The organism is Methylobacterium sp. SyP6R (assembly GCF_019216885.1).
Lineage (GTDB): Bacteria > Pseudomonadota > Alphaproteobacteria > Rhizobiales > Beijerinckiaceae > Methylobacterium.
The window spans coordinates 4,949,842-4,973,871 of record NZ_JAAQRC020000001.1; the positions used below are offsets into that span (position 1 = coordinate 4,949,842).

Sequence of the window (24,030 nt, forward strand, 5' to 3'; positions counted from 1 at the left end):
GCCGCGCGCGAGCGCGGACCCGCCTTTGTCGTGTCTGGATCGGGAATCGCCGCGCGCGTCCTCTGCCGTCCTCGACCGACCGGACGCCCCCCGCGTCAGTCCGACAGGTCGTATCCCGGGGTTACCGTGTGGCCAGGTCCGGCGCACCTTCCGGCGCAAAGCCCGCCCCTCGCCACGCCCTCATTGTCGCGCCAGAGCGTTTTCCGACGAAGTGGATGCCGGTTCGTCGTAGAAAATGCGGTACAATCAAGGCTCTAGAGAGAGCTTCGCGATTGCAACGCGATCGTGAAGTGCTCTAGCACAGGCTCCCTCCCCTGACCCGGAGCCCGCGCCTTGCTCGACGACCGCCAGCCGCCGCCCCGCTTCAACGGCGCCCGCTACTGCCTGGAGGCCAATGCCCGGGGACGCGGCGACAAGCCGGCCCTGGTCATGGTCGGCGATCACGGCCGGACCGACATCATGACCTTCGCCGAGGTCGACCGGGCGGTGCGCGGCGTCGCCGCGGGGTTGCGGGATCTGGGATTGCCGCCGGGCGCCCGGGTGATGATCCGCATGGGCAACGACGCGGATTACGTCATCACCTATTTCGCGGCGCTGGCCGCCGGGCTCGTGGCGCAGCCCTCCTCGCCGCAGCTGACGGCCGGCGAGGCGGCATTCTTGATGCAGGATTCCGACGCCGCGGTGATCGCGGCGGCCGACGAGTGCCCCCTCGACCCCGAGGCCTGCCGTGGCCGGATCGTGCTGCGCCGCAACGACATCGCCCGCATGCGGGCCGGCCCGCCGATCGATGCCTACGCCGACACCGCCGCCGACGATCCGGCGACCCTGGTCTACACCTCCGGCACCACCAGCCGGCCGAAGGGAGTGCTGCACGCCCACCGCACCCTCTGGGGCCGGCGGCCGATGCACGATTTCTGGCTCGGCCTGCGCGAGGACGACGTGGTGCTGCATGCCGGCACCATGAACTGGACCTATACCCTCGGGGTCGGCATCCAGGACCCCTGGGCGCGGGGCGCCACGACGGTGCTCTACAACGGAAAGCGCGACCCTGCCCTATGGCCGGCGCTGATCGCCCGCCACCGCGCCACCCTGTTCGCGGCGGTGCCGAGCCTCTTCCGGCAGATCCTGAAATACGCCGATCTCTCCGCGCATGATCTCTCGTCCCTGCGTCACGGCATCACGGCGGGCGAGGCGTTGTCGCCTCAATTGCTCGCCGAGTGGCAGGCCGTCACCGGCACGCCGCTCTACGAGGCGCTCGGGATGAGCGAGATCTCGACCTACATCTCGACGAGCCCCCTCGTCCCCATCAAGCCCGGCTCCCCGGGCAAGCCGCAGCCCGGGCGGCGGGTCGCGATCCTGCCCGTCGACGGCCCGCCGGAGCCGCTGCCGCCAGGCGAGGTCGGGCTTCTCGCCATCCACCGCTCGGACCCGGCCCTGATGCTCGGCTACTGGAACCGCCCGGAAGAGGAGGCGGCGGTGATGCGGGGCGACTGGTTCACCGGCGGCGACCTCGCCTCCCTCGATGCCGACGGCTACGTCTGGTTTACAGGCCGCAACGACGACATCATGAACGCCTTCGGCTACCGGGTGTCGCCGAACGAGGTCGAGAGCGTGCTGATCGCTCATCCGGACGTGCAGGAGGTGGCAGTGACCGAATTGCCCGTCCGCGACGACGTGCGGGTGATCGCTGCCTTCGTGGTGCCGAAACAAGGCGCCGAGCCGGCGCGGGACGCGCTGCTGGCCTGGTGCGGCGAGCGGCTCGCCGCCTACAAATGCCCGCGGGAGGTCGTCTTCCTGGAGACGCTGCCGCGGACCCCGAACGGCAAGGTGCAGCGCAAGCGGCTGGCGGCAGGCTGAGCGAAGCCGGTTTCCGCATCGGGAAGCGGTCGATCGGAAAGCGTATGAGAGGGCCCCGGCGACGGAGCCGCCCCCTCTCACGCCGGCTTCGCCGCCAGCAGGTCGCGCAGGGTGGTGATGGTCGAGGCGTCGGCGACGCCGTCGACCCGGGCCGGGCGGAAATGGCGCTGGAAGGCGGCGACCACCGCCTTCGTCCGGGCATCGAAGGTGCCGCTCACCGGCACGTCGTAGCCGTAGAGCGCGAACATCGATTGCAGCGCCTCGATCGGCTGGCCGGCATCTCCTTGCGAGAAGAAGCGCCCGTCGCGGATCGGCGCCGGCGCCACCCAGTGGCCGATGCCGTCCCGGTGGAGAGCGGGCCACGAAAAACTCTCGCCGGGGTCGATCTTGCGCTCGGGGGCGATGTCGGAATGCCCGAGCACCCGGTCGGGCCGGATCGGCCAGCGGCGCAGGATGTCGCGGCAGAGCGCCGTCACCGCCGCCATCTGCGCCTCCGGGAAGGGCGCCACGGTGCCGTCCTCGGCATGGCCCGGATGCGCGATCTCGATCCCGACCGAGCGCGAGTTCATGTCCCGCACGCCCTCCCAGGCCGAGACCCCGGCATGCCAGGCGCGGCGGGCCTCCGGCACCATCTGCACCACCCGCCCCTCCTCGAAGACGAGGTAATGCGACGAGACCTTGGAGAGCGGGTTGCACAGCCGCAGCAGCGCCTCGCCGGCGCTCGCCATGCCGGTGTAATGCAGGATCAGCGCATCGACCGGCAGGGTCCGCTCGTCGTGGTTGGGGGAGGGCACCACCTGGGTGGCGACCGGGCTGTCGGGGGTGAGGCTCATCAGGCTCAGCTCAGGCGCCGCTCGGCGGCGATGCGGTCATAGGCGGCGTTGATGGCGGCAAGCCGACGGGTCGCGATGGCGACGGCGGCGGGCGGCAGGCCGCGGGCGATCGCCCGGTCGGGATGGTTTTCGGAGACGAGCGCCCGGTAGCGCGCCTTCAGCTCCGTGTCGGTGAGGGCGCGGTCGACCCCCAACACCTCGTAGGGATCGTCGGCGAGCCGCAGGTGCCGGGCGGTGACGGCGGCGAAGCGCGCCTCGTCGAAGCCGAAGATCGTCGCCACCTCGGCGAGGTAGCGCGCCTCGCTCTCGTGGACGGCGCCGTCCGCCTTGGCGATGTGGAACAGGCCGTCGAGCACGTCCTCGAGCAGGGCCGGCTCGTCGTGGAAGGCGTCGGCGACCTGGCGGGCATAGCCCTCGAAGCCGCTGGTGGTGCGCTTGGCGAGATCGAACAGGCGCTCGACCCCTGCGCGTTCCTCCTCGGGCACCTGCACGAGGTCGGCAAAGGCCGCGACCTCGGACGGCGTCACCACCCCGTCCGACTTCGCCATCTTGGCAGCCAGCGCGACGAGGCCGGTGGTGAACACCACCTCCCGCGGGGTCGGCCCGAACAGCGAGCCCTCGCGGTCGAGGAGGAAATGGCCCGCCACCGCGCCGATCAGCGCGCCGAGCGGACCGCCGGCGGCGAGCCCGATGCCCGCACCGCCGAGCTTGCCCCAGACGCCCTGGCTCACGCCCGCCTCCCGGTCCCGGTCGGGCGGACCGACGGTGTCGGGTCTCGGGGGGGCAAGGACATCGGGATCAGGAGCATCGGAGGCAAGCGCGTCATGCCGCCCTTGTAGCGCCCCCGAGGCGTCTGCGGAATGTGGCAGCGCACCCGGCGGAACACGCCGCCGGGGCTTCACGCGAGGCCGATCAGCGGCAGAAGACGTTGCCGTAGGGGTCGCGGTAGGTGCCGTAGGGGCATTGCGGGGCGGTGGCCGCGCCGACCACGGCGCCGCCGGCCGCGCCGATCAGGCCGCCCGCGAGCGCGCCGCCGGCCCGGCCCGTGGCCGCCGCACCGATCGCCGCGCCGGTCAGGCCGCCGAGGGCGGCGCCGCCCGCGGCGCGGTCGCCGGGGGTGTTGCAGGCGCCGAGCGACAGCGCCATGGCGCCGGCGATCGTGGCGGCGATGAGCTTCTTCATGGAGTTCTCCCCTCGTGCATCTCTCGGTCGGTACCGGGTCATCGACCCCGCACCCTGCGTCCGAGCTTAGCCGTAACGCAGCCGAACGCCAAATGAGCTTGGCCGTCCGATGGTTCCCAAGGACGGGTCCGGGCGGGACACGATTCGTCGGGGTGCGGCCGCGGGGCCACAGCGGAGAGCGGCGGGAGGCCCTGCCACGGGCCCGGCAAATGCTCTACAGCAGGGGCGAAATCCCCGGCATGATGCCCGTGAGGTCCCGATGCAGCGCGCCACCACCATCGTCCGCAAAGCCGCCGTGCGCCCCGACGCCGTCGCCGACGAGGTCGCCCTCGACCACGCCGCCCGCTCCCGCCGCAGCGCCGAGCTGACGGCGACAGGAGGCCTCGCCTTCCGGCTCGACCTCGACCGCGAGACGACGCTGGAGGACGGCGACGCGGTGCGCCTGGAAGACGGCACGCTGGTGCGCGTCCTCGCCGCCCCGCAATCGCTGCTCGCGGTCACGGCCGAGAACCCGGTCCGCCTGACCCGCCTCGCCTGGCAGCTCGGCAGCAACCACGTCCAGGCCGAGGTGACGACCGACGCGCTCTACGTCCTCGACGACCCGGTGGTGGCCGAGCTGATCCGCGGCCAGGGCTGCACGGCGACGGCGCTCCAGCGCCCGTTCCGCCCCGAGAAGGAGGTGGAGGCCCACGACCACAGCACCTGCGGGCACGACCACCACCACGGGCACGACCACGGGCATGCGCATCACGCGCATGACGGTCACGCCCACGACCATCATGGTCATCACGATCATGACCATCATGGTCATCACGAGCATGACCACGGCCACGATCATCACGCGCATGATCACGGGCACGTCCACGGCCCGAACTGCAGGCACGGCCACTGAGCGGAGCCTGCGCGGCCGGGGCGAGCCCCTCGCCTCCACCCCTGATTTTTGTGCAGCGCAAGATCTATCATCCGGCGAAGTCTTAAGTCGGACTTAAGCCGGGTGTCATACCCAAGATCCCGGTGACGGAAAGACCCGGGTTCACGGTCCGATGACGATCAAGGCGCGCCTCCTCTGCGGCTTCTCGGTGATGCTGGCGCTGACCGCCGGCGTCGCCGCATCGGGCTGGGTCAGCCTCTCGGGCTTTGCCCAGCGCGTGGACACCGCGAATGCGGCGCAGACGCTCGCGGGCCGCGTGGGCGACCTGGCGCTGGCCGCCGAACGGTCGCTGCACGACGTCTCCGGCCAGGGGGAGCGCGCCGTGACGGACGGCCTCGCCCGGGCCCGGGCCGGCCTCGCCGCCGTTCCGGGCGCTGAGGCGATGGCGGGCGGCATGGACGCCTTCGCGCGGACCCGCACCGCCTACGCGGCGGAGCAGGACCGCAAGGCCCGGGTCCAGGCCGAGCACCTGCGCCTGATCGAGGAGGTGCAGGGGGCGGCCGGCCGGATCGGCGCGGCGCAGAAGGCGCGCCTCGCGGCGGCGAGCCAGGCGCTCCAGGACAGCGTCGAGGCGCTCAAGGAGGCCGCCACCGCCGGGTCGCTCGCGGGCTCGGCGGTCCGCGGCGCCCTCGAGATGCGCAACAGCGAGCAGGCCCCCGGGGGCGACCGGGCGGCGGTTGCCGAGCGGTACCGGCTCCTGTCGACGATCCTGAAGCGTCTCGGCGGACAGGACGCGATGCGGGTTCCGGCCAAGGCCGCGATCGACGCCCTCGACGATTACTTCGACGCCATCGACTTGAGCCCCGACGAAGCGGGGCGGGCCGACACCATCACGACCTCGTTCACCGCCATCATGGCGGCCCTGCGGCAGGTCGAGCAGCTCCAGAGCGACGCGGGCGTCACGGTCCAGGTCCGCCTGCAGGAGCAGCAGGACCGGGTCGAGCGGGCAGCCGCCCTCCTCGGGGCCAGCGCGGACGCGATCGAGGCCTCGAAGTCGATTCAGATCGCCGAGGGCGACTTGTTCTCGGCCAAGGACCCCTCCGCCAAGACCCCCTCGAAGGACGAGGGCGCGGCGGTCGTCGCCGGCGCCGATGCGCTGCTGAGGGCGATCGAGACGATCCACCGCGTCGAGACCGATCCCGCCGCGCGCCGGTCGATCGAGGACCTGATCGCGAAGGTGCGGGACATCAGGGGCCAGGTGCCGGGGATCGTGGCGGCGAACGCCGCGCAGCGCGCGATCGTCGCCGAGCGCGATCGCCACCTGACCGCCCTCGTCATCGCCGCCCATGCCGCGGGCGACGACGAGATCGCCCGGATCGGGTCCGAGCGGCGCTCCGCCGAGATCCTGCTCCTCATCGGGGTGGCGCTCGCCGCCTCGCTCGGCATCGCGGCGGCGTTGTGGCTCGCCCGCGGCATCGTGCGGCCGATCGGGCGGCTCGGCGACGCGATGCGGGCGCTCGCCGCCGGCGACCTTTCCGCCACGGTCTCGGGACAGGAGCGGCGCGACGAGATCGGCGGCATGGCGCGGGCCGTGGGAGTATTCCGGGAGGCGCTCGCCGCCAAGGCGCGCAGCGACGCCGAGGCCGCAGAGGCCGCCCGCGCGGAAGCCGCGCGAGCCCGGCGGCTCGGGACGCTGACCGCGGGCTTCGAGGCGACGATGTCGTCCTCGACTCGAGGACTGGCGCAGGCCGCCGACACCATGCAGGGCACCGCCGCGTCGATGTCGGCGGCGGCGGCGCGCACCAACACCCGCTCGGCCGAGGTCGCGGAGGCCGCCTCCCGCACCTCGGCCAATGTCGAGACCGTCGCCGCGGCCACGGAAGAGATGGCGATCTCGATCCGCGAGATCGCCCGCCAGGTCGCGCATTCGGCCGAGAAGGCCACGGATGCCGTCGGCCGTGCCCGGGAGACCGACGCCGTCATCGCGGCGCTCGCCGCCGGTGCCGAGCGCATCGGCGAGGTCGTGGTCCTGATCCAGGGCATCGCCGGGCAGACGAACCTGCTCGCGCTGAACGCCACCATCGAGGCGGCCCGGGCCGGCGAGGCGGGACGGGGCTTCGCGGTGGTCGCGGCCGAGGTCAAGCAGCTCGCCGGCCAGACCGCGAAGGCCACGGAGGAGATCGGCGGCCAGATCGCCCGCATCCAGGACGCGACCCGCGAGGCCGTCGCGGCATTGCAGGCGATCGGCGGGGTGATCGGCGAGATGTCCGAGATCGCCACCGGCATCACCGCCGCCATGGAGCAGCAGGGCGCGGCGACCCAGGAGATCGCCCGCAACGTCGGCGAGGCCGCGCAGGGCACGCAGGTGGTCTCCACCGGCATCCGCGACGTGCGCCGCGACGCCGAGGGCGCCGGTGAGGCCGCCGCCCGGGTGCTCGCCGCCGCCGAAGCGCTGGCCGGCACCGCGACGGGCCTGCGCGGCGAGGTCGATGCGTTCCTGGGGGGTGTGAAGGCGGCGTGAGGCACAGGCCGGGTGGCGCGGGTGCAGGGCGCGATCCCGGCAAGCGGGGACGTTCGAACGATGACCGGTGGTGCGCCCGGGCGAAGCTTACGACTTCCCGCTTCGGTCCGACGACCAGCACCGCACCAGTTGCAGATTTGCGACTTTCTGTGAAAAATTTCAAGCATTGATTGCAGGTCGAGATTCAAGGCCTTAAATGTGTCTTAACTGATTTGAACTGCACAAGACAATAGAGAAACAGACATGGCTGGCGGTCCTCTTTATAATACTGAGCAATATAAGTACTCATTCAATGGATCTATCCCGAACATATCAGGAGAAAATTCCGTCAATATAAGTGGTTATTATATCTTCAATTATGATAAAAATTCCACTTTTGGGTATGCCGGACTCTCTGATTTTACCGTTGGACAATATACGTTTGGAGATTCTAGAAGTAGCTCACTTATAAGAAATCTCGATGGATCACTTGAATATCGAACCATATTCTATGGGACAAGTCAGTTCAACAATGAAACCGTTTCGGCCACATTTACCTCCCCTATTGGCGGGCGGCTTCTCGGCACACTCGATACAGCCCAATTTACCAAGACTGTCGTCGACTACAGCACGATCCCTTCGACGACGAATGTGATCACATTCGGCTCGAAGAACTTTGCCGTGACGAGCACACTCGTCAACGACGCCCCCTGCTTCGTGACCGGTACACGCATCCGCACGACCCGCGGCGACATCGCCGTCGAAAACCTCGAAATCGGCGACCGGGCGCTCACCGTCTCCGGCTCGTCGCGGCCCATCGCCTGGATCGGTCACCGTGACCTCGCCATGCGGGACGGCGTCCTTCCCCACGACCTCCAGCCCGTCCGGGTCGGCGCCGACGCCTTCGGGCAGGGCCTCCCTGCCCGCGCCCTGCGCCTCTCGCCGGGCCACCCGGTGCTGGTCGGGGCCGACGCGGAGGGCGAGGGCGGCCACCTCGTGCCGATCATGTGCCTGATCAACGGCACCACCATCGCCCGCGAGCCGGTGGCCTCCGTGACCTATTGGCACGTCGAGCTCGACGCCCACGACATCCTCCTCGCCGAGGGCCTGCCCGCGGAGAGCTACCTCGACTGGGGTGATCGCCCGTTCTTCAGGGAGGCCTCGGACCACGCCCTCCATAACCCCGATTTCGTGGTGCCGGGCCTGTCCGCCCGCTGCCGGCCGGTCGCGGTCGACGGGCCGGTGGTCGAGGTGGAGCGAGCGCGCCTGTCGGCCCGGTTCGGCGGTACACTCGCCGCGCAATGCGCTTGGGACGAGGCCGAACGCTTCGCCTGGCTCACCGCCTGAGTGCCGGCGCGACGAGAGGGCGATGGTCGCCCTCCCGCGATGTCGCGACCGAGCGGCGGCACGTCGCCTGGAACGACGGCGTACGATGCGGCATACCGCCGATCATGATGGCTGACACGACCAACGGACCCGGCGCCGGCAGCGCCTGGCGCTTCTCCGTCGCCCCGATGATGGACTGGACCGACCGCCACTGCCGGGCGTTCCACCGCACCCTCTCGGCCCGTGCCCTGCTCTACACCGAGATGGTGACGACCGGGGCGGTGCTGCACGGGCCGCGGGAGCGGCTGATCGGCTTCGATGCCATGGAGCATCCGGTGGCGATCCAGCTCGGCGGGTCGGATCCGGGCGACCTCGCGGCGGCGGCGCGCATCGCGGAAGGCTTCGGTTACCGCGAGGTGAACCTCAATGTCGGCTGCCCGTCGGATCGGGTGCAGGATGGGCGCTTCGGCGCCTGCCTGATGCGCGAGCCGGCCCTCGTCGGGGACTGCGTCGCCGCCATGAAAGCCGTGGTCTCGGTGCCGGTGACGGTGAAGTGCCGCATCGGCGTCGACGACCAGGATCCGGAAGCCGCGCTCGATGCGCTGACCGCCTCCGTCCGGGCGGCCGGCGTCGACGCGCTGATCGTGCACGCCCGCAAGGCCTGGCTCAAGGGCCTGTCGCCGAAGGAGAACCGGGACATCCCGCCCCTCGATTACGGCCGGGTCCACCGCCTGAAGGCCGCGAATCCCGATTTGACTGTCGCCCTCAACGGCGGGCTGCAGGACCTCGCGACCGCCACGGCCGAGCTCGAACCCGTGGACGGCGTCGCCCTCGACGGGGTGATGCTCGGCCGTGCGGCTTACGCCGAGCCTTCCCTGCTGCTTGGCGTCGATCCCGAGGTGTTCGGCGCGCCGGCGCCGGTGGCCGATCCGTTCGCGGCCATCGAGGCCTACGAGCCCTACATCGCGAAACGGCTCCAGGAAGGCCTGCGCCTGCACGCCATGACCCGGCACATGCTCGGCCTGTTCAACGGAAGGCCCGGGGCGCGGCCGTATCGCCGCCACCTCTCGGTCGCCGGCACCCGGCCCGATGCCGGCCTGCATACCCTGCGGGAGGCGGTGGCCCTGGTCTCCCGCGAGATGTCGCGCGAGCCGGCGGGCGCGGCCGCCTGAGGACGGGACCCGGCTCCAGCTTGGCAGCCGGCCGGCCTACGGGCATGGTTCGGTTCCGAACAGCTGTGCCCGAGGGAATGACGGACCGGATGATCGCACTCGATGACGGCGCCGCGGGCCCGCTCGGCGCCCATTTCGACGGGCGCGGGGTCAATTTCGCGCTGTTCTCCGCCCATGCGACGGCGGTGGACCTCTGCCTGTTCGATCCGACGGGGCGGGTGCAGACCGACGTGGTCCGGCTGCCGCGCCGCACCGACGACGTCTGGCACGGCTACCTCTCGGGGGTGCTGCCGGGCCAGCTCTACGGCTACCGGGTGCACGGGCCCTGGGAGCCGGGACGCGGCCACCGCTTCAACCCGCACAAGCTCCTCCTCGACCCCTACGCCCGCGAGATCCACGGACGGGTGCGCTGGCACGACGCGCTCTATCCCTATCGCCGCGGCGGCCACCGCGAGGATGCCCTCGACCGGCGCGACAGCGCCCCGATGATGCCGAAGGGGGTGGTCACCGCCCCCGAGGCACCGGTCCACGACGATCCGCCCCTGCGCCATCCCCTCGTCGACAGCGTGATCTACGAGGCGCATGTCCGGGCTCTGACCCAGACCCATCCGGGCGTGCCGCTGCCCTGGCGCGGCTCCTACGCGGCGCTCGGGCATCCGGCGATCGTCGACCACCTCGTGCGCCTCGGCGTCACGGCGATCGAGCTCCTGCCGATCCAGGCCTTCGTCGACGACCGCTTCCTGGTCGAGAAGGAGCTGACCAATTTCTGGGGCTACTCGCCGCTCAACTACTTCTCGCCCGAGCCGCGCTATCTCGGGCCGGCCGGCGCCGCGGGGCTCAAGAGCGCGATCCGTCAGCTCCATGCCGCCGGCATCGAGGTGCTGATCGACGTGGTCTACAACCACACCTGCGAGGCCGACCATACCGGGCCGAGCCTGTCGTTCCGCGGCATCGACAATGCGAGCTACTACAAGCTGAACCCCGAGGACCCGCGCCGCGACATCGACTGCACCGGCTGCGGCAACACCCTCGACGTCTCGGTGCCGCGGGTGATGCAGATGGTGCTCGATTCGCTGCGCCACTGGGTCGAGGCCTACCGCATCGACGGATTCCGCTTCGACCTCGCCTCGAGCCTTGCCCGCGCCCCCCACGATTTCACCCCCCGGGCCGCGGTGCTCCAGGCGATGGCACAGGACCCGCTCCTGTCGCGGGTCAAGCTCATCGCCGAGCCCTGGGACATCGGCATGGGCGGCTACCAGCTCGGCGGCTTCCCGGTCGGCTGGAGCGACTGGAACGACCAGTTCCGCGACGCGGCCCGCGGCTTCTGGCGGGGCGATGCCGGCCAGTTGCCGAAGCTGACGCAGGGGCTGACCGGCTCCAAGGAAATCTTCTCGGCCTCCGGCCGCGGGCCGTCCGCCAGCGTCAACTTCATCGCCTCCCACGACGGCTACACGCTCGCCGACGTCGTCGCCTACGAGGAAAAGCACAACGAGGCCAACGGCGAGGGCAACCGCGACGGCCACGGCCACAACGTCTCGCGCAACTACGGCGTCGAGGGGCCGACCGACGATCCCGCGATCCGGGGCGTGCGGGCGCGCCAGAAGCGCAACCTGCTCGCCACGATCCTGCTCGCCCAGGGCGTTCCGATGCTGTTGATGGGCGACGAGCGCTCGCGCAGCCAGGGCGGCAACAACAACGCTTATTGCCAGGACAACGCCACCTCCTGGGTCGATTGGGAGAATGACGGCGGCGATCCCACGCTCACCGAGTTCGTGCGCCATCTCCTGGCGCTCCGCCGCGACCACCGGGCTCTGCGGCGCCGAAAATTCCTCACCGGCGAGACCGTGGCGGCGGGGGGCCTCAAGGACGTGCACTGGCTCTCGCCCTGCGGCGCCGAGATGAACGAGGCCGCCTGGGGCGACGGGAAGCGCCGCGCCTTCGGCATGCAGATCGGCAACGATGCCCCGGACGGGCGGCGCCTGCTGATCCTCGCCAATGCCGGCGGGGGGGGAATCGACTTCCACCTCGCCAAGGTCATCGGCGGGCCGTGGACGCCGCTCTTCGACACGACGGTGCCCGATGGCAGGCCGGTCGCCCGGGAGGCGGTTCGCGGCGGCGGGATGGTGCGCCTGCCCGAACGCGCGCTGCTGGTCCTGGCGCGGACCACGCGCGGGGCGAAGGGTGGGGCGGTGTGAGGGGGTAGGCCTGCTGCTGAGAGTCCCGTCGACTGAGTAACAGCATTCAAACCCTCCGAGTCGTACCAACGGGCCAAGATGCTGACGCATCGATTCGATTTTGGGAGTGCCCGAGATCGACGGGGCCGTCGACCCATCTCGAATTTTCGACACCAAGCCCAGAAGTCCGGGACCTCGGGCTTGGCGAAAATTCGAGACTTGGCGAAAATTCGAGAACGGAACCAACGGTCGTTTTCAACGACCGTTGGTATTACATCGGACCGATGCGTCAGGGGGCGCCGCAGCGCCCCCGTCTTCCCCTCACCCGTGGCTGCTGCCGAGCCGTTCCCGCGGCAAGTCGGCCCGGGGTGGGAGCTGGCCCTGAGGCGGGGCTTCAGCCGGTACCTCCGCCGCGCCGCGGGTGCGCCACAGGCTGTAGACGATGCCGCCGGCGAGCAGGACCACGGTGACCACCAGCGCGACCCAGGGCTGGATCTCGACCAGCTCGAACGTGTCGGCCACCACGATCTTCAGGCCGATGAAGATCAGGATCAGGGCGAGCGCGGTCTTGAGGTAGGCGAAGCGGTCGACCATCGCCGCGAGTGCGAAGTAGAGAGCGCGCAACCCTAAGATCGCGAAGATGTTCGAGGTGTAGACCACGTAGGTATCGGTGGTGATGGCGAAGATCGCCGGCACGCTGTCGACCGCGAAGATCACGTCGGCACCGTTCACCAGCACCAGCGCCAGGGCGAGCGGGGTGAGCCACAAAGCCGGCCGGCCGGTCTTCGGATCGGGCTTGCGGGTGGTGAAGTTCTGGCCGTCGAGCTCGTCCGTCACCCGCATGTGCCGGCGCATGAAGGCGGTGAAGCGGTCGGCAGACGTGTTCTCGCCCTCCTCCTCGTCGCCGGAGACCAGCATCTTGATGCCGGCATAGATCAGGAAGGCGGCGAAGATCGTCAGCACCCACTCGGCCTGGTGGACGAGGGCGGCGCCGAGCCCGATCATCAGGCCGCGCAGCACGATCGCCGCCAGGATGCCCCAGAGCAGCACCCGGTGCTGCGCATTGCGGGGGATGCCGAGATAGCCGAAGATCACCGCGATGACGAAGACGTTGTCCATCGACAGCGACTTCTCGACCACGAGGCCGGCGAGGTATTCCTGGCCCGCCTGCGGGCCGAGATACCACCAGACCCAACCTCCGAAGAGAAGGCCGAGGGTGAGGTAGAAGGCAGTGAGGAGCAGGCTCTCCTTCACGCCGATCTCGCGGCTCTTGTCGCGGTGCAGGAGACCGAGATCGAGGGCGAGCAGGATGAAGATGACGGCGTGGAAGCCCAGCCACATCCAGATCGGCTTGCCGAGCCACGTCATATACAGGAAATCGACCATCGCGGGACCGTGATGCTTCGAGGAAGAAAGCATCGGCTCCGACATCACGAGCGCGCGTTGCGCCGCTCGCCAGAGGGGCCCGCAGCCGATGGATGCGACTTATGTCCGTGATGGCGGCGGATCAAGGGCGGCCGGGGCCGGTGGCCGCGCCCATATTTTTCGTTTCTGCCCCGGCGGCAGGTTGACAGGCCCGCCGGCGTCGCGGCCTTCGACGGGACATGACACAGGCGAGCATCCATGTGGCGGTGATCGGGGCCGGACCCGCGGGCCTCTCCGCCGCCGAGATCCTGGCGGAGGCGGGCCTGCGGGTCACCGTGATCGAGCGGATGCCCTCCCCTGCCCGCAAGCTGCTGATCGCGGGGCGCGGCGGCCTCAATCTCACCCATAGCGAGCCGCTGGAGCGCTTCCTCGCCCGCTACGCCCCGCCGGCCCGGTGCCTCGACGCGGCGATCCGGGCGTTTCCGCCCCAGTCCCTGCGCGACTGGTGCGAGGCCTTGGGGCAACCGACCTTCGTCGGGTCGAGCGGCCGGGTGTTTCCGCAGGCCTTCAAGGCCTCGCCGCTGCTGCGGGCCTGGCTCTCCCGGCTCGATCGTCTCGGGGTACGGTTGCGCACTCGCACCCGCTGGACCGGCTGGGGCGATGACGGCGCCCTCGCACTGACGGGCGAGCATGGCCCGGACACCTTGCGGGCGGAGGCGACGGTCCTGGCCCTCGGCGGCGCGAGCTGGCCGCGGCTCGGCTCGGACGGGGCCTGGGTGCCGGTGCTGGAGGAAGAGGGCATCGCCGTGAACCCGCTGCGCCCGGCCAATGCGGGCTTCACCGCCGATTGGTCGCCGGTTTTCGCCGAGCGCTTCGCCGGCGCGCCGCTCAAGCGCGTCGCGCTCCGCCTCGGCGCCGCCCAGGTGCGGGGCGAGGCGGTCATCACCCGGGAGGGCATCGAGGGCGGCGCGGTCTACGCGCTCTCGCGGCCGATCCGCGAGGCGATCGAGGCGCAGGGCGAGGTTTCGGTGGATCTCGACCTGCGGCCGGACCTCGACACAGCCACCCTCACCCGGCGCCTCGCCGGAGCGCGGCCGAAGGAATCCCGTGCGACGGTTTTGCGCAAGGCCGCGGGCCTCAGCCCACCGGCCGCCGGCCTGCTGCGCGAGGCTTTGCGCGACTTGCCGGCCGACCCCGCTTCCCTGGCGGCGCTGATCAAGGCGGTGCCGCTGCGACTCACCGGCCTGCGGCCGATCGAGCGCGCGATCTCCACCGCCGGCGGCGTCGCCTTCGCGGATCTCGACGACCGCTTCATGGTGCGGGCGCGCCCCGGCACCTTCCTCGCCGGCGAGATGCTCGACTGGGAGGCGCCGACCGGCGGCTACCTGCTCCAGGCGAGCTTCGCCAGCGGCCGGGCGGCGGCGAAGGGGGTGCTGGACTGGCTAGGGGAGCCCTAAGCAGACTTGCGTTGGCAGGCCAACGCTTCGCCCGCTTAGGCTCTTGTTTTGTCGCAGATTTTCAGCGCCGAACCGGTCACCGCTTCGGCGAAATCTGCTTAGGCGGTGTGGACATTTACCTGAGCCATAGGACGATGGCGGCGATGGTGACCACGGCGGCATAGTTGCAAGCTGTTTTCTCATGGCGTGTGGCGACACGCCGGAACTGCTTGAGCTTGGCAATGCAGTACTCGATCAGGTGTCTCTCGGTATATAGCGCTGTGTCGAGCTCGTATTTCTTGGAGTGTGAGGGATTTTTCGGGATCACGGCCGTGGCGCCCTTGCCGGCCATCGCCTCGCGCAGCCAATTACTGTCGTAGGCCGCATCGGCCAGGACCACCGCAGCAGGGAGGTCCGCTAGGAGCGCCCCGGCCCGGGGCGCATCGCCCTTCTGCTCCGCCGTGAGGGCAAACCGGACCGGACAGTCAAGGCCGCGTACGACCAAGTGGATCTTGGTGCTCAGGCCGCCGCGGGACCGGCCCAGTGCCTGATCGGGCGGATCATCAGACCCCCTTTTTTTGCGCCCGCCGCATGTTGGTGAGCGCGCACGATCGTGGAGTCGACGATCAGGTACTCAAAGTCGGGATCGTCAGCCATCGCCTCGAAAATGCGCCACCACACGCCCTTCTGGCTCCAGCGACTGAAGCGGCGGAACACGCTGTTCCAGTCGCCGAACGCCTCGGGCAGGTCGCGCCACGGTGCGCCGGTGCGCACGATCCAGAGCACGCCCTCCACGAACATGCGGTTGTCGCGTCCGGTCGAGCCGCGTTGATCCGGCCGGCCGATGATCAGGGGGGATAAGCGCTCCCACTGACCATCGCTGAGAACGAGACGATCCAGAACTCCCAAGGCGGCCCCCCAAAAAGCAGCCTTGAATCACTCCTCACCCGCAAAAGGAACCCCAAGAGTCCACACCGCCTAGTCCTTCCGGCATGGAAACGCGTCGCGCAGGGCCAGCAGGGCCAGGACGCCGGCCGGCTCGCGCAGGGCCGGCGGGTGGGCTGCGCCGTATTTCACCACCGCCCGCACGAGTTGCAGTCGGTTGCCGTCGGGCGGCAGGCAGGCGCCGAGGATCGGCGGCTGGTTGGCGGTATCGGCGACGCCGGCGAGATCCTGCACCGCGCCCATGAAGGCCCAGCAGCCGACCGTTTCCGGATCCTGGCGGAACTCGACGTCGTTGCCCCGCACCTTGGCGCCGCGCAGCAGGTTCTTGCACTGCGCCACCAGGACCGCGCCCTCGGCGGCCCGCGCCGGCGCCGGGGCCATCGCCGCCCCGACCGCCATCGTCGCAGCCACGAGAAGGGCGAGAGGAGACCGTGAAGCGAAGCGTCGCAGAGTCTCGCGGAGTGACGGGGCGCGGTTCGAGAACCCGCGGGGACGGTTCGGGAACCTGCTCGGAATCGACATGCGGACACAACTCGACGCGGGAGGCCGCCTGCCTGCGGCCCACCCCATCCTAGCAAGCGCAGCCAGACGTTGCGCCGCGTCGCTCGCGACGAGTCACACCCTCGTTGCCGCAGGCTTGGAACAGCGAAATGTGGGGATGATCAGCGCGCCGGATACACCACCCGGGCAAGCGCCGCCTCGACGCGCGGGGTCGGCACCGTCGTCGCCGAGGCCTTCTGGTACTGGGCCATCATCCGGCGGGCGGCGTCGGCCGGCAGCGCACCGATCGGCGCCGTCATCGCCAGCAATTCCTTGCGAGTCTTGGCCGCCACCACGCCGGGACGGTTCACGTCCTGGAAGTCGCGCATCGCGTGCGTGTCGGAATCGGGGTCGCCCCGGAACACCCGCGGCCCCTCGGGCATGATGACGATGTCGCCCGGGCGCAGGGTCGGGTCGCGCAGGAGCGCGGTGCGGGCATCGAGGGACTTGAGCGGCGACACTGCGATCGCCAAGGGCTTCGTCTCCTTGTCCTTCGCCTTCACCTCGGCCTTCGGCAGGGCGACGTAGCGGGTGCGCCCGCGCAGGGCCTTGGCCGAGAGGCGGTTGCGCCGGGTCGCCCGCTGGCGGATCGGTGCGTCGTAGGGCTGGACGATGGTGGGCTGCGCGACGGGCGCCGGGGCGGCGGCCGGCCCGGAGAAGATCTGCCGGAGGAAATCGAGGCCGTCATTCTCCGCCCGCGCTCCCGCGCTCGAGGCGATCAGCAGGCAACCGGACGTCATCGCGAGGAGAAGGGCGCGAAGCCGGGCAGCCGGCATGGTCTGGGGCAGCGGCATCGAGCCTCTCCAGTGCGTGGTGTGACCTTGGGAAATCTGTACTGGTACTCGGCCGTTTAACCTCGACGGCAGCCTGCCAGTTCCGGGCTTTCCGCCAAAGATGAACAATTTATGATCGTGCCCTCCGGCCTCCTGTCCGATCGGATGAAGCGCGGGCCGCGCAGGGCGGCGGAGAGGCCAGGGGATGGACCGGAAGCCGCGATCTCTGGCCTTCGTCTTGGAGGCCGAGGAGTGAACATTGACCCCGGCCCGGGACGAGGCGACAAGCAACGATGACGCAACGGGAGCCGATGCCGATGCCGCCGCGAGGATGCTTTCCGGTTCGCGCGCCGGTTCGCGCGGCCTTCGGCCTTGCCCTGGCACTCGGGACGGCCGCCCCGGTCCACGCACAGGCGCTGGACAAGCGCGTGCCGATGGAGCCGACGGCCTGGCCGTTCACGGCGATCGGGCGGGTGAACGTAGTGCGGGGGCCGGCGCATCGCGGCCATTGCACCGGCACCCTGGTCGGGCCGCGTCACGTGCTGACCGCCGCCCATTGCCTGTTCGACGACCGGCTCGATACCTGGGTCAAGCCGCACCAGGTCTTCTTCGTCGCCGGCCAGGCCCGCGACCGGAATGCCGGCACCGCCGAGGTCGAGGCGTTCCGGCTCGCTCCCGGCATCGACCTGCGGCTGGCGACGCGGCCGCATCGCGACGGCATCGCCTCCGAGATGATCGGGCGCGACTGGGTGATCCTCACTCTGCGCCAGCCCCTGGCCCTCAAGCCGGTGCCGTGGCTCGTTCTGGCGGGGGCCGAGCTGCCGAAGAGCCGGCCGGGGGCGGTGGTGGCGCTCGCCGGCTACGCCGCCGACCGGCCGTACCTGCCGGTGATCGACCACGGCTGCGCCGTGCGGATCGACGCGCCGGTTCCCGGCCAGCTCACCGACGCCTGCGAGTCGATGTCGGGGGAATCCGGGGCGCCGGTCCTGGTCCTCGATGCCGATGGGGGCGCGTCGCTCGTCGGCATCCACACCGCGGTCACGGGGGGCGAGCGGGTCGGGCGGGCCTACCGCTCGGGGACGGGCCGCGGCGTCGCCGCCGGCAGCATCGCCGCGGCGCTCGACGCGATGGTCAGGAAATGAGGCGCCAGAACGCGACCTGCGTGTCGCCGTAGGTCCGGCGCTCCAGCTCCGAAAAGCCGTCGGGCGCGGCAAGCGCCGCGGAGGCCGCCTCCTCCACCACCGCGAGGGCATCGTCGGCGAGCCAGCCGCCGTCGCGCGCCGCGCTCAGCGCCTTCGGGGCGAGGTCGCGGCCATAGGGCGGATCGCAGAAGACGAGGCCGAACCGCTCGCCGGGCGGAGCGGCGCCGAGCCGGGTGGCGTCGCGGCGAAACAGCCGCGTCACCCCGCCGAGCCCGAGGGTGTCGAGATTCTGGCGGATCACGCCGCGGGCCTCCGCCCCGTCGTCGACGAGGAGCGCGAAGGCCGCGCCACGGGAGATCGCCTCGCAGGCGAGCGCCCCGGTGCCGGCGAACAGGTCGAGGACGCGGGCACCCGCGACCGGATCGTCATAGGCATGCGTGAGGACGTTGAACATCGCCTCGCGCAGCCGGTCCGCGGTCGGCCGGATCGCGTCGCTGCGCGGCCCGGCGAGGCCGCGGCCGCGCAACTCCCCTCCGACGATCCGCATCGATCAGGCTCAGCCGCGCGGCGGCCGGCCGCCGCCGCCGCCGCCCGGACGACCACCGCGCCCGCCGGGCTTCGACCCGCCGCCGCCACCGGCGCGGAAGCCGCCGCCGGGCTTGCCGAACGGCTTGCCCCCCGGCCGGCCGCCGCCACCGGGGCGACCCTCGCCCTTGGCCCCGAAAGGCTTGGCGCCGAATGACTTAGCCCCGCCGGGCTTCGCCCCGAACGGCTTTCCGCCGAACGACTTGCCGCCGGGCTTGCCCCCGAACGACCGGCCTTCGCCGCCGCCGGGGCGGCTTTCGAAGGAGCGGCCGCCACCACGGCCCTCGGCCCCGAAGGAACGACCTTCGCCGCCGGACCGGCCCTCGAACGAACGGCCAGCGCCGCCCGGACGGCCTTCGCCCTTGCCGCCGAATCCGCGATTCCCGCCGCCGAAGGAGCGACCTTCACCGCCGGACCGGCCCTCGAACGAGCGACCGCCGCCGCCCGGACCGCGCCCCTCGCCCCCGAAGGAACGGCCCTCGCCACCGGAGCGGCCCTCGAAGGAGCGACCGCCGCCACCGGGACCGCGCCCCTCGCCCCCGAAGGAACGACCCTCACCGCCGGAGCGGCCCTCGAACGAGCGTCCGCCGCCGCCGGGACCACGGCCCTCGAACGAACGGCCTTCGCCGCCACGGCCCCCGAAGCCCTTGTTGCCGCCGAAACCGCGGCCTTCGCCGCCCTCGGGGCGCCCGCCGGGCCGGCCGAAGCCGCGGCCGCGGCCGCCGTCGTCGCCGAGGCCGGCCTTGGCACCGCCCCGCGGCGCGAAGTCGTCGCGGGAACGGCGCATCGGGCGGTCGTCGCCGCCAGGCCCCCGGTTGGCATTTGGGCCCCGGTTCGGCGCCCCGTCCCGGTCGTCGCCGCGGAACTTCGTGCGGCGATGAGGCGCCGCCTCGTCCTGCGGCGTGGGCACCAGGCGCTCGACCAGCACCCGGCGGTCGCCCGAGGCGATGGCGCCGACGCGCTTGCGCGGGGCATCCGCCATGGCGGCGCGGATCTCCTGCGGGCTGTCGCCGCGCCGGTGCACCCGGCCGCGATTCGGCAGGTCGCCGGCGGCCTCGGCCTCGGTGTCGCGCCAGACCGTCCGCACGGGAGCCCGGCGGCCGGCCTGGGCCGTGGGCGGCTTGCCGAATTGCGGCCGGGCCGGGTCGCGCCCGCGGGGCGCCCCCTCCTGCGCCGCCCGGGCAGCGGCCTTCGGCGAGCCGAACGGCGCGATCGGCTCGCGCACCGGGCTGGTGAAGTCGACACCGGCCTGCTCGGCCAGCGTGTTGCCGAGCTGGTCCTTCAGCACGCGGGTGCGGATCTCCTCGACCAGCCCGACCTCGAGCTCGCCAAGCTGGAACGGGCCGAAGGAGAGCCGGATCAGCCGGTTCACCGACAGGCCGAGATGTTCGAGGATCCGCTTGACCTCGCGGTTCTTGCCCTCGCGCAGGCCGAGCGTCAGCCAGACGTTGTCGCCCTGCGCCCGGTCGATCGTCGCTTCGACCGGGCCGTATTCCATCCCGTCGATGGTCACGCCCTTGCGCAAGCCATCCAGCATCGCCTGGTCGACGTCGCCGAAGGCGCGCACGCGGTAGCGGCGCAGCCAGCCGGTCTCCGGATGGGCGATGACCTTGGCGAGCCCGCCGTCGTTGGTGAGGAGCAGGAGCCCCTCGGTGTTGATGTCGAGACGGCCGATCGCCACCACCCGGGGCATGTCCTCGGGCAGGGCGTCGAACACCGTCTGGCGCCCTTCCGGGTCGCGGGCGGTGGTGACGACGCCGCGGGGCTTGTGGAACAGCCACAGGCGGGTGCGCTCACGGGTCGGCAGCGGCTCGCCGTCGATCGTGATGCGGTCGTCGGGCGTCACGTTCACGGCCGGCGAATCGAGGCGCTGGCCGTTCAGGGTCACCCGGCCTTCAGCGATCATCGCCTCGGCGTCGCGGCGCGAGGCCACGCCCGCCCGGGCGATCGCCTTGGCGATGCGCTCCGGCTCCGGCTCGGCCGCCGCGGCCGGCTTGGCCGCTACCTTGGCCGATGCCGTCCCACGCTTGCTGGAAGCCTGCCCCTCCGGGGAGCCCGCGGATGCCTCATTCCGTCCGCGACGCTGTTGCGGCGCCCCGGTCTCGTCGTCGTTGATGTCGTTCATGCGCGCCTGATACCAGACGGGGTCTGTCGACGCGAGTGGAACCGATGCGCGATTTTGCAAGGGGGGACCTGTCACCAAGCGGGGCTCTGCGCCCGGATCCCCTCGGCCTCGCCTTCGACGCGGCGCGCGAGGCGGCCTCCCGCGGTGAGGTGCCGGTGGGCGCCGTCGTGGTGCGGGACGGGATCGTACTGTCGGTCGCCGGCAACCGCCCCCGGGCCGACCGCGACCCGACGGCGCATGCCGAGATCCTGGCGATCCGCGCCGCCTGCGCCGCCCTCGACGACGAGCGCCTGACCGGCTGCGACCTCTACGTCACCCTCGAGCCCTGCGCGATGTGCGCCGGCGCGATCAGCGTCGCGCGCATCCGCCGGCTCTATTTCGCCGCCGCCGACCCGAAGGGCGGCGCCGTCGAGCACGGGCCCCGCTTCTTCAACCAGCCGACCTGCCACCACGCCCCGGAGGTCTATGGCGGCTTTCGCGAGAGCGAGGCCGCCGCGCTCCTGCGCGACTTCTTTCGCGATCGGCGCTCCTGACCCCTCACGCCGCGAAGGATTGAGGCAAGCCTGAACGGGCGCCGGCGCCCCTGCACCGGACGCCCCCGCATCGACGTGTCGATGCCGGGGCACTCGGGAAAGCACCCTGGAATTCAGCCTTCTCAAATCAATATAGCAGTGGCTATATGAGCCTGCCCGAAGCAGGGCGGAATCGTGAGGAGCGCGGGTGGATGCGGGACGGATGGGCATGGCGCGCCGGTGACGGGGCGGCGGAGCCGAGCCTCGGGGCGATGAATGCGAGCGTGCCGGTGCTGGCCACCGGCTCGTGGCCGCGGCGGCTCCTCGCGTTCCTCGGCCCCGGCTACATGGTCTCGGTCGGCTACATGGATCCGGGCAACTGGGCCACCGACATCGCCGGGGGCGCGCAGTTCGGCTACACCCTGCTCGCCGTCATCCTGCTGTCGAACCTGATGGCGGTGGTGCTCCAGGCGCTCGCCGCGCGGCTCGGCATCGCCACCGGCCGCGACCTCGCGCAGGCCTGCCGCGACGCCTATTCGCGCCCGGTCGGGATCGCGCTCTGGCTCGCCTGCGAGGCGGCGATCATCGCCTGCGACCTCGCCGAGGTGATCGGCACCGCCATCGCCCTCAAGCTCCTGTTCGGCCTGCCGCTGCTCGCCGGGGCGGTCCTGACCGGCCTCGACGTGCTGCTGATCCTGCTCCTGATGCGCCGGGGCTTTCGGGCGCTCGAAGCCTTCGTGATCGCATTGCTGTCGATCATCTTCGCCTGCTTCGCGGTCCAGATCGCCATGGCCGCGCCGCCGATCCGCGACGTGCTCGGCGGCTTCGTGCCCTCCCCTGAGATCGTCACCAACCCGGCGGCGCTCTACCTCGCCATCGGTATCATCGGCGCCACGGTGATGCCGCACAATCTCTACCTGCATTCCTCGATCGTGCAGACCCGCGCCTATCCCCGCGACGAGGCGGGCAAGCGCAGCGCGATCCGCTTCGCCACCGCCGATTCGACCATCGCACTCACGCTCGCGCTGTTCGTCAACGCGGCGATCCTGATCATGGCGGCCAAGGTCTTCCACGGCACCGGCCATACCGGGGTGCAGGAGATCGAGGAGGCGCATGCCTTGCTCTCGCCGCTGCTGGGCGTCGGCCTCGCCTCGACCCTGTTCGCGCTGGCGCTCCTCGCCTCGGGCCTCAATTCCACGGTCACCGCGACGCTCGCCGGCCAGATCGTGATGGAGGGGTTCCTGCGCCTGCGCCTGCCCGACTGGGCGCGCCGCCTCGTCACCCGCAGCATCGCCATCGTGCCGGTGGTGTTCGTCACCGCGCTCTACGGCGATGCCGGCACCGCCCGGCTCCTGGTGCTGAGTCAGGTCGTCCTGTCGATGCAGCTGCCCTTCGCGGTGATCCCGCTGGTGCGCTTCGTCTCCGACCGGGGCAAGATGGGCGTCTTCGTCATCCCGCGCTGGCTGACGGCCCTGTCCTGGGCCATCGCCGCCGTGATCGTGGTCCTGAACCTGAAGCTCCTCGCCGACACCCTGGCGAGTGGCTGACGCGGATGTCGGCGAGCGTCGGAAAGCAGACGCAAGCGCAGAGGTGTGGCGTCTGCACAACATTTGGGCGGAGTCGTAGAGTCTAACGGAGCGAGAACTCGGAACAAGAGCGGCCGATCGGGCTTTATGCACCACGTTTTTCGACTTGCGTGGACGCCACGATGAAAATCCGCACCGGCTACTCGATCGCCTTCGACACGCCCGGCCCGACCCCGATGGTCCTGATGCTCAACGTGCATCCGGACCGGGCCGGCGACCTGATCACGCCCGACACCATGACCATCGACCCGCCGGTCCCCGCGCATCAGTTCGTCGATTCCTTCGGCAACCTCTGCACCCGCGTCACCGCCCCGGGCGGCCGCATCACCTTCTCGGCCGATTTCCTGGTCCAGGATAGCGGACAGGTGGACGACTATGCGCCGGATGCCGTGCAGCACCCGGTGCAGGACCTGCCCGACGAGGTGCTGCCCTTCCTGCTGGCCAGCCGCTATTGCGATACCGACAAGCTGTCGAACACCGCCTGGCAGCTCTTCGGCCATACGCCGGAGGGCTGGGCCCGGGTCCAGGCCATCGTGACTTACGTCCACAACCACATCCGCTTCGACTACCAGCGCGCCGACGCCACCCGCTCGGCCCTCGACGGCTTCAACCAGCGCGAGGGCGTGTGCCGCGACTTCGCGCACCTCGCCGTCACCTTCTGCCGCTGCATGAACATCCCGGCGCGCTACTGCACCGGCTATCTCGGCGATATCGGCGTGCCGGCCGTGCCCGACCCGATGGATTTCTCGGCCTGGTTCGAGGTCTATCTGGGTGGGCGCTGGTACACGTTCGACGCGCGCCACAACAAGCCGCGGATCGGCCGCATCGTCATGGCGCGCGGGCGCGACGCTACCGACGTCGCCATCTCGACGAGCTTCGGCCCGGCCTGGCTCGCCAAGTTCGAGGTCCATACCGACGAGGTGGTGGGCGACGCGCCGCAGCAGGTGGAATGGCTGCAGGCGGCGGAGTGACGGTCGGGCGCGGTTTCTCTCCTCTCCCCGCAGGCGGGGAGAGGGCTGTGTCACCGTTCAGGTGACGCAGCAAGCGGAGGCAAAGCCGGAGCGAGGGTGAGGGGGTGTTTCCGGAGGAGCCACGTTCGGCACCTC

At 70.9% G+C, this 24,030-nt stretch carries 20 protein-coding genes; 11 read left to right on the forward strand and 9 right to left on the reverse strand.

The window, feature by feature from the left end; genetic code table 11:
- Nucleotides 1–333 precede the first annotated feature (333 nt).
- A complete protein-coding gene (locus tag HBB12_RS22715) occupies nt 334–1,857 on the forward strand; it encodes a class I adenylate-forming enzyme family protein (protein ID WP_236991431.1) in 1,524 nt (507 codons plus the stop codon).
- Between the two features lie 77 nt (nt 1,858–1,934).
- Here the strand turns inward: HBB12_RS22715 and HBB12_RS22720 are convergent, their stop codons facing one another.
- The 3 genes from HBB12_RS22720 to HBB12_RS22730 form a co-directional block, all read right to left on the reverse strand.
- Nucleotides 1,935–2,690 (reverse strand): N-acetylmuramoyl-L-alanine amidase, encoded by a 756-nt coding sequence (locus HBB12_RS22720; protein ID WP_236991432.1) that lies wholly within the window; start codon nt 2,688–2,690, stop codon nt 1,935–1,937.
- A gap of 5 nt (nt 2,691–2,695) precedes the next feature.
- Complete coding sequence (locus HBB12_RS22725; RefSeq protein ID WP_236991433.1) at nt 2,696–3,421, reverse strand: TerB family tellurite resistance protein; 726 nt, start codon at nt 3,419–3,421, stop codon at nt 2,696–2,698.
- Nucleotides 3,422–3,602: 181 nt separating this feature from the next.
- Nucleotides 3,603–3,872 (reverse strand): YMGG-like glycine zipper-containing protein, encoded by a 270-nt coding sequence (locus HBB12_RS22730; RefSeq protein ID WP_236991434.1) that lies wholly within the window; start codon nt 3,870–3,872, stop codon nt 3,603–3,605.
- Between the two features lie 259 nt (nt 3,873–4,131).
- Here HBB12_RS22730 and HBB12_RS22735 point away from each other — a divergent pair, with 259 nt between their 5' ends.
- The 5 genes from HBB12_RS22735 to glgX all read left to right on the forward strand — a co-directional run bounded on the left by HBB12_RS22735 (nt 4,132) and on the right by glgX (nt 11,936).
- Nucleotides 4,132–4,764, forward strand: coding sequence for an urease accessory protein UreE (locus HBB12_RS22735; protein WP_236991435.1), 633 nt, complete (start codon nt 4,132–4,134; stop codon nt 4,762–4,764).
- 151 nt (nt 4,765–4,915) lie between these two features.
- A complete protein-coding gene (locus HBB12_RS22740; protein ID WP_236991436.1) occupies nt 4,916–7,264 on the forward strand; it encodes a methyl-accepting chemotaxis protein in 2,349 nt (782 codons plus the stop codon).
- A gap of 660 nt (nt 7,265–7,924) precedes the next feature.
- On the forward strand, nt 7,925–8,590 hold the full coding sequence (locus HBB12_RS22745) for a Hint domain-containing protein (protein ID WP_236991437.1): 666 nt from the start codon (nt 7,925–7,927) through the stop codon (nt 8,588–8,590).
- 107 nt (nt 8,591–8,697) lie between these two features.
- Complete coding sequence (gene dusA, locus HBB12_RS22750) at nt 8,698–9,741, forward strand: tRNA dihydrouridine(20/20a) synthase DusA (RefSeq protein WP_236992865.1); 1,044 nt, start codon at nt 8,698–8,700, stop codon at nt 9,739–9,741.
- An 89-nt stretch (nt 9,742–9,830) separates the two neighbouring features.
- Nucleotides 9,831–11,936: a glycogen debranching protein GlgX gene (glgX, locus tag HBB12_RS22755; protein ID WP_236991438.1), complete on the forward strand. Its 2,106-nt coding sequence runs from the start codon at nt 9,831–9,833 to the stop codon at nt 11,934–11,936.
- Nucleotides 11,937–12,236: 300 nt separating this feature from the next.
- On the opposite strand, the gene HBB12_RS22760 is transcribed toward glgX, so the two are convergent.
- Nucleotides 12,237–13,301 (reverse strand): TerC family protein, encoded by a 1,065-nt coding sequence (locus HBB12_RS22760; protein WP_236991439.1) that lies wholly within the window; start codon nt 13,299–13,301, stop codon nt 12,237–12,239.
- Between the two features lie 218 nt (nt 13,302–13,519).
- Between HBB12_RS22760 and HBB12_RS22765 the strand changes: the two genes are divergently transcribed.
- Nucleotides 13,520–14,737: a BaiN/RdsA family NAD(P)/FAD-dependent oxidoreductase gene (locus tag HBB12_RS22765; RefSeq protein WP_236991440.1), complete on the forward strand. Its 1,218-nt coding sequence runs from the start codon at nt 13,520–13,522 to the stop codon at nt 14,735–14,737.
- Between the two features lie 115 nt (nt 14,738–14,852).
- Here the strand turns inward: HBB12_RS22765 and HBB12_RS22770 are convergent.
- From HBB12_RS22770 to HBB12_RS22780, 3 genes are all read right to left on the reverse strand, one after another.
- Nucleotides 14,853–15,625 (reverse strand): IS5 family transposase gene (locus HBB12_RS22770; RefSeq protein ID WP_442919308.1). Its coding sequence is split into 2 segments (ribosomal slippage): nt 14,853–15,293 and nt 15,296–15,625, totalling 771 coding nucleotides; the frame shifts between segments, so codons are not numbered across the junction.
- 69 nt (nt 15,626–15,694) lie between these two features.
- On the reverse strand, nt 15,695–16,072 hold the full coding sequence (locus HBB12_RS22775) for a Rap1a/Tai family immunity protein (protein ID WP_236991441.1): 378 nt from the start codon (nt 16,070–16,072) through the stop codon (nt 15,695–15,697).
- 251 nt (nt 16,073–16,323) lie between these two features.
- The gene (locus HBB12_RS22780; protein WP_236991442.1) at nt 16,324–16,995 is read right to left on the reverse strand and encodes a hypothetical protein; all 672 of its coding nucleotides are present in this window, start codon (nt 16,993–16,995) and stop codon (nt 16,324–16,326) included.
- Nucleotides 16,996–17,291: 296 nt separating this feature from the next.
- Between HBB12_RS22780 and HBB12_RS22785 the strand changes: the two genes are divergently transcribed.
- The gene (locus tag HBB12_RS22785) at nt 17,292–18,116 is read left to right on the forward strand and encodes a trypsin-like serine peptidase (protein ID WP_236991443.1); all 825 of its coding nucleotides are present in this window, start codon (nt 17,292–17,294) and stop codon (nt 18,114–18,116) included.
- Here HBB12_RS22785 and rsmD read toward each other — a convergent pair.
- Both rsmD and HBB12_RS34315 read right to left on the reverse strand, forming a co-directional pair.
- A complete protein-coding gene (gene rsmD / locus HBB12_RS22790) occupies nt 18,106–18,663 on the reverse strand; it encodes a 16S rRNA (guanine(966)-N(2))-methyltransferase RsmD (RefSeq protein ID WP_236991444.1) in 558 nt (185 codons plus the stop codon). The two genes, HBB12_RS22785 and rsmD, sit on opposite strands and share 11 nt — an antisense overlap.
- A gap of 9 nt (nt 18,664–18,672) precedes the next feature.
- Complete coding sequence (locus HBB12_RS34315; protein WP_272913293.1) at nt 18,673–20,826, reverse strand: pseudouridine synthase; 2,154 nt, start codon at nt 20,824–20,826, stop codon at nt 18,673–18,675.
- A gap of 44 nt (nt 20,827–20,870) precedes the next feature.
- Here HBB12_RS34315 and HBB12_RS22805 point away from each other — a divergent pair, with 44 nt between their 5' ends.
- From HBB12_RS22805 to HBB12_RS22815, 3 genes are all read left to right on the forward strand, one after another.
- A complete protein-coding gene (locus HBB12_RS22805; protein ID WP_236991445.1) occupies nt 20,871–21,359 on the forward strand; it encodes a nucleoside deaminase in 489 nt (162 codons plus the stop codon).
- A 191-nt stretch (nt 21,360–21,550) separates the two neighbouring features.
- Complete coding sequence (locus HBB12_RS22810; protein ID WP_236991446.1) at nt 21,551–22,885, forward strand: Nramp family divalent metal transporter; 1,335 nt, start codon at nt 21,551–21,553, stop codon at nt 22,883–22,885.
- 161 nt (nt 22,886–23,046) lie between these two features.
- Nucleotides 23,047–23,895, forward strand: a complete 849-nt coding sequence (locus HBB12_RS22815) for a transglutaminase-like domain-containing protein (protein ID WP_236991447.1) — start codon at nt 23,047–23,049, stop codon at nt 23,893–23,895.
- Nucleotides 23,896–24,030: the final 135 nt, after the last annotated feature.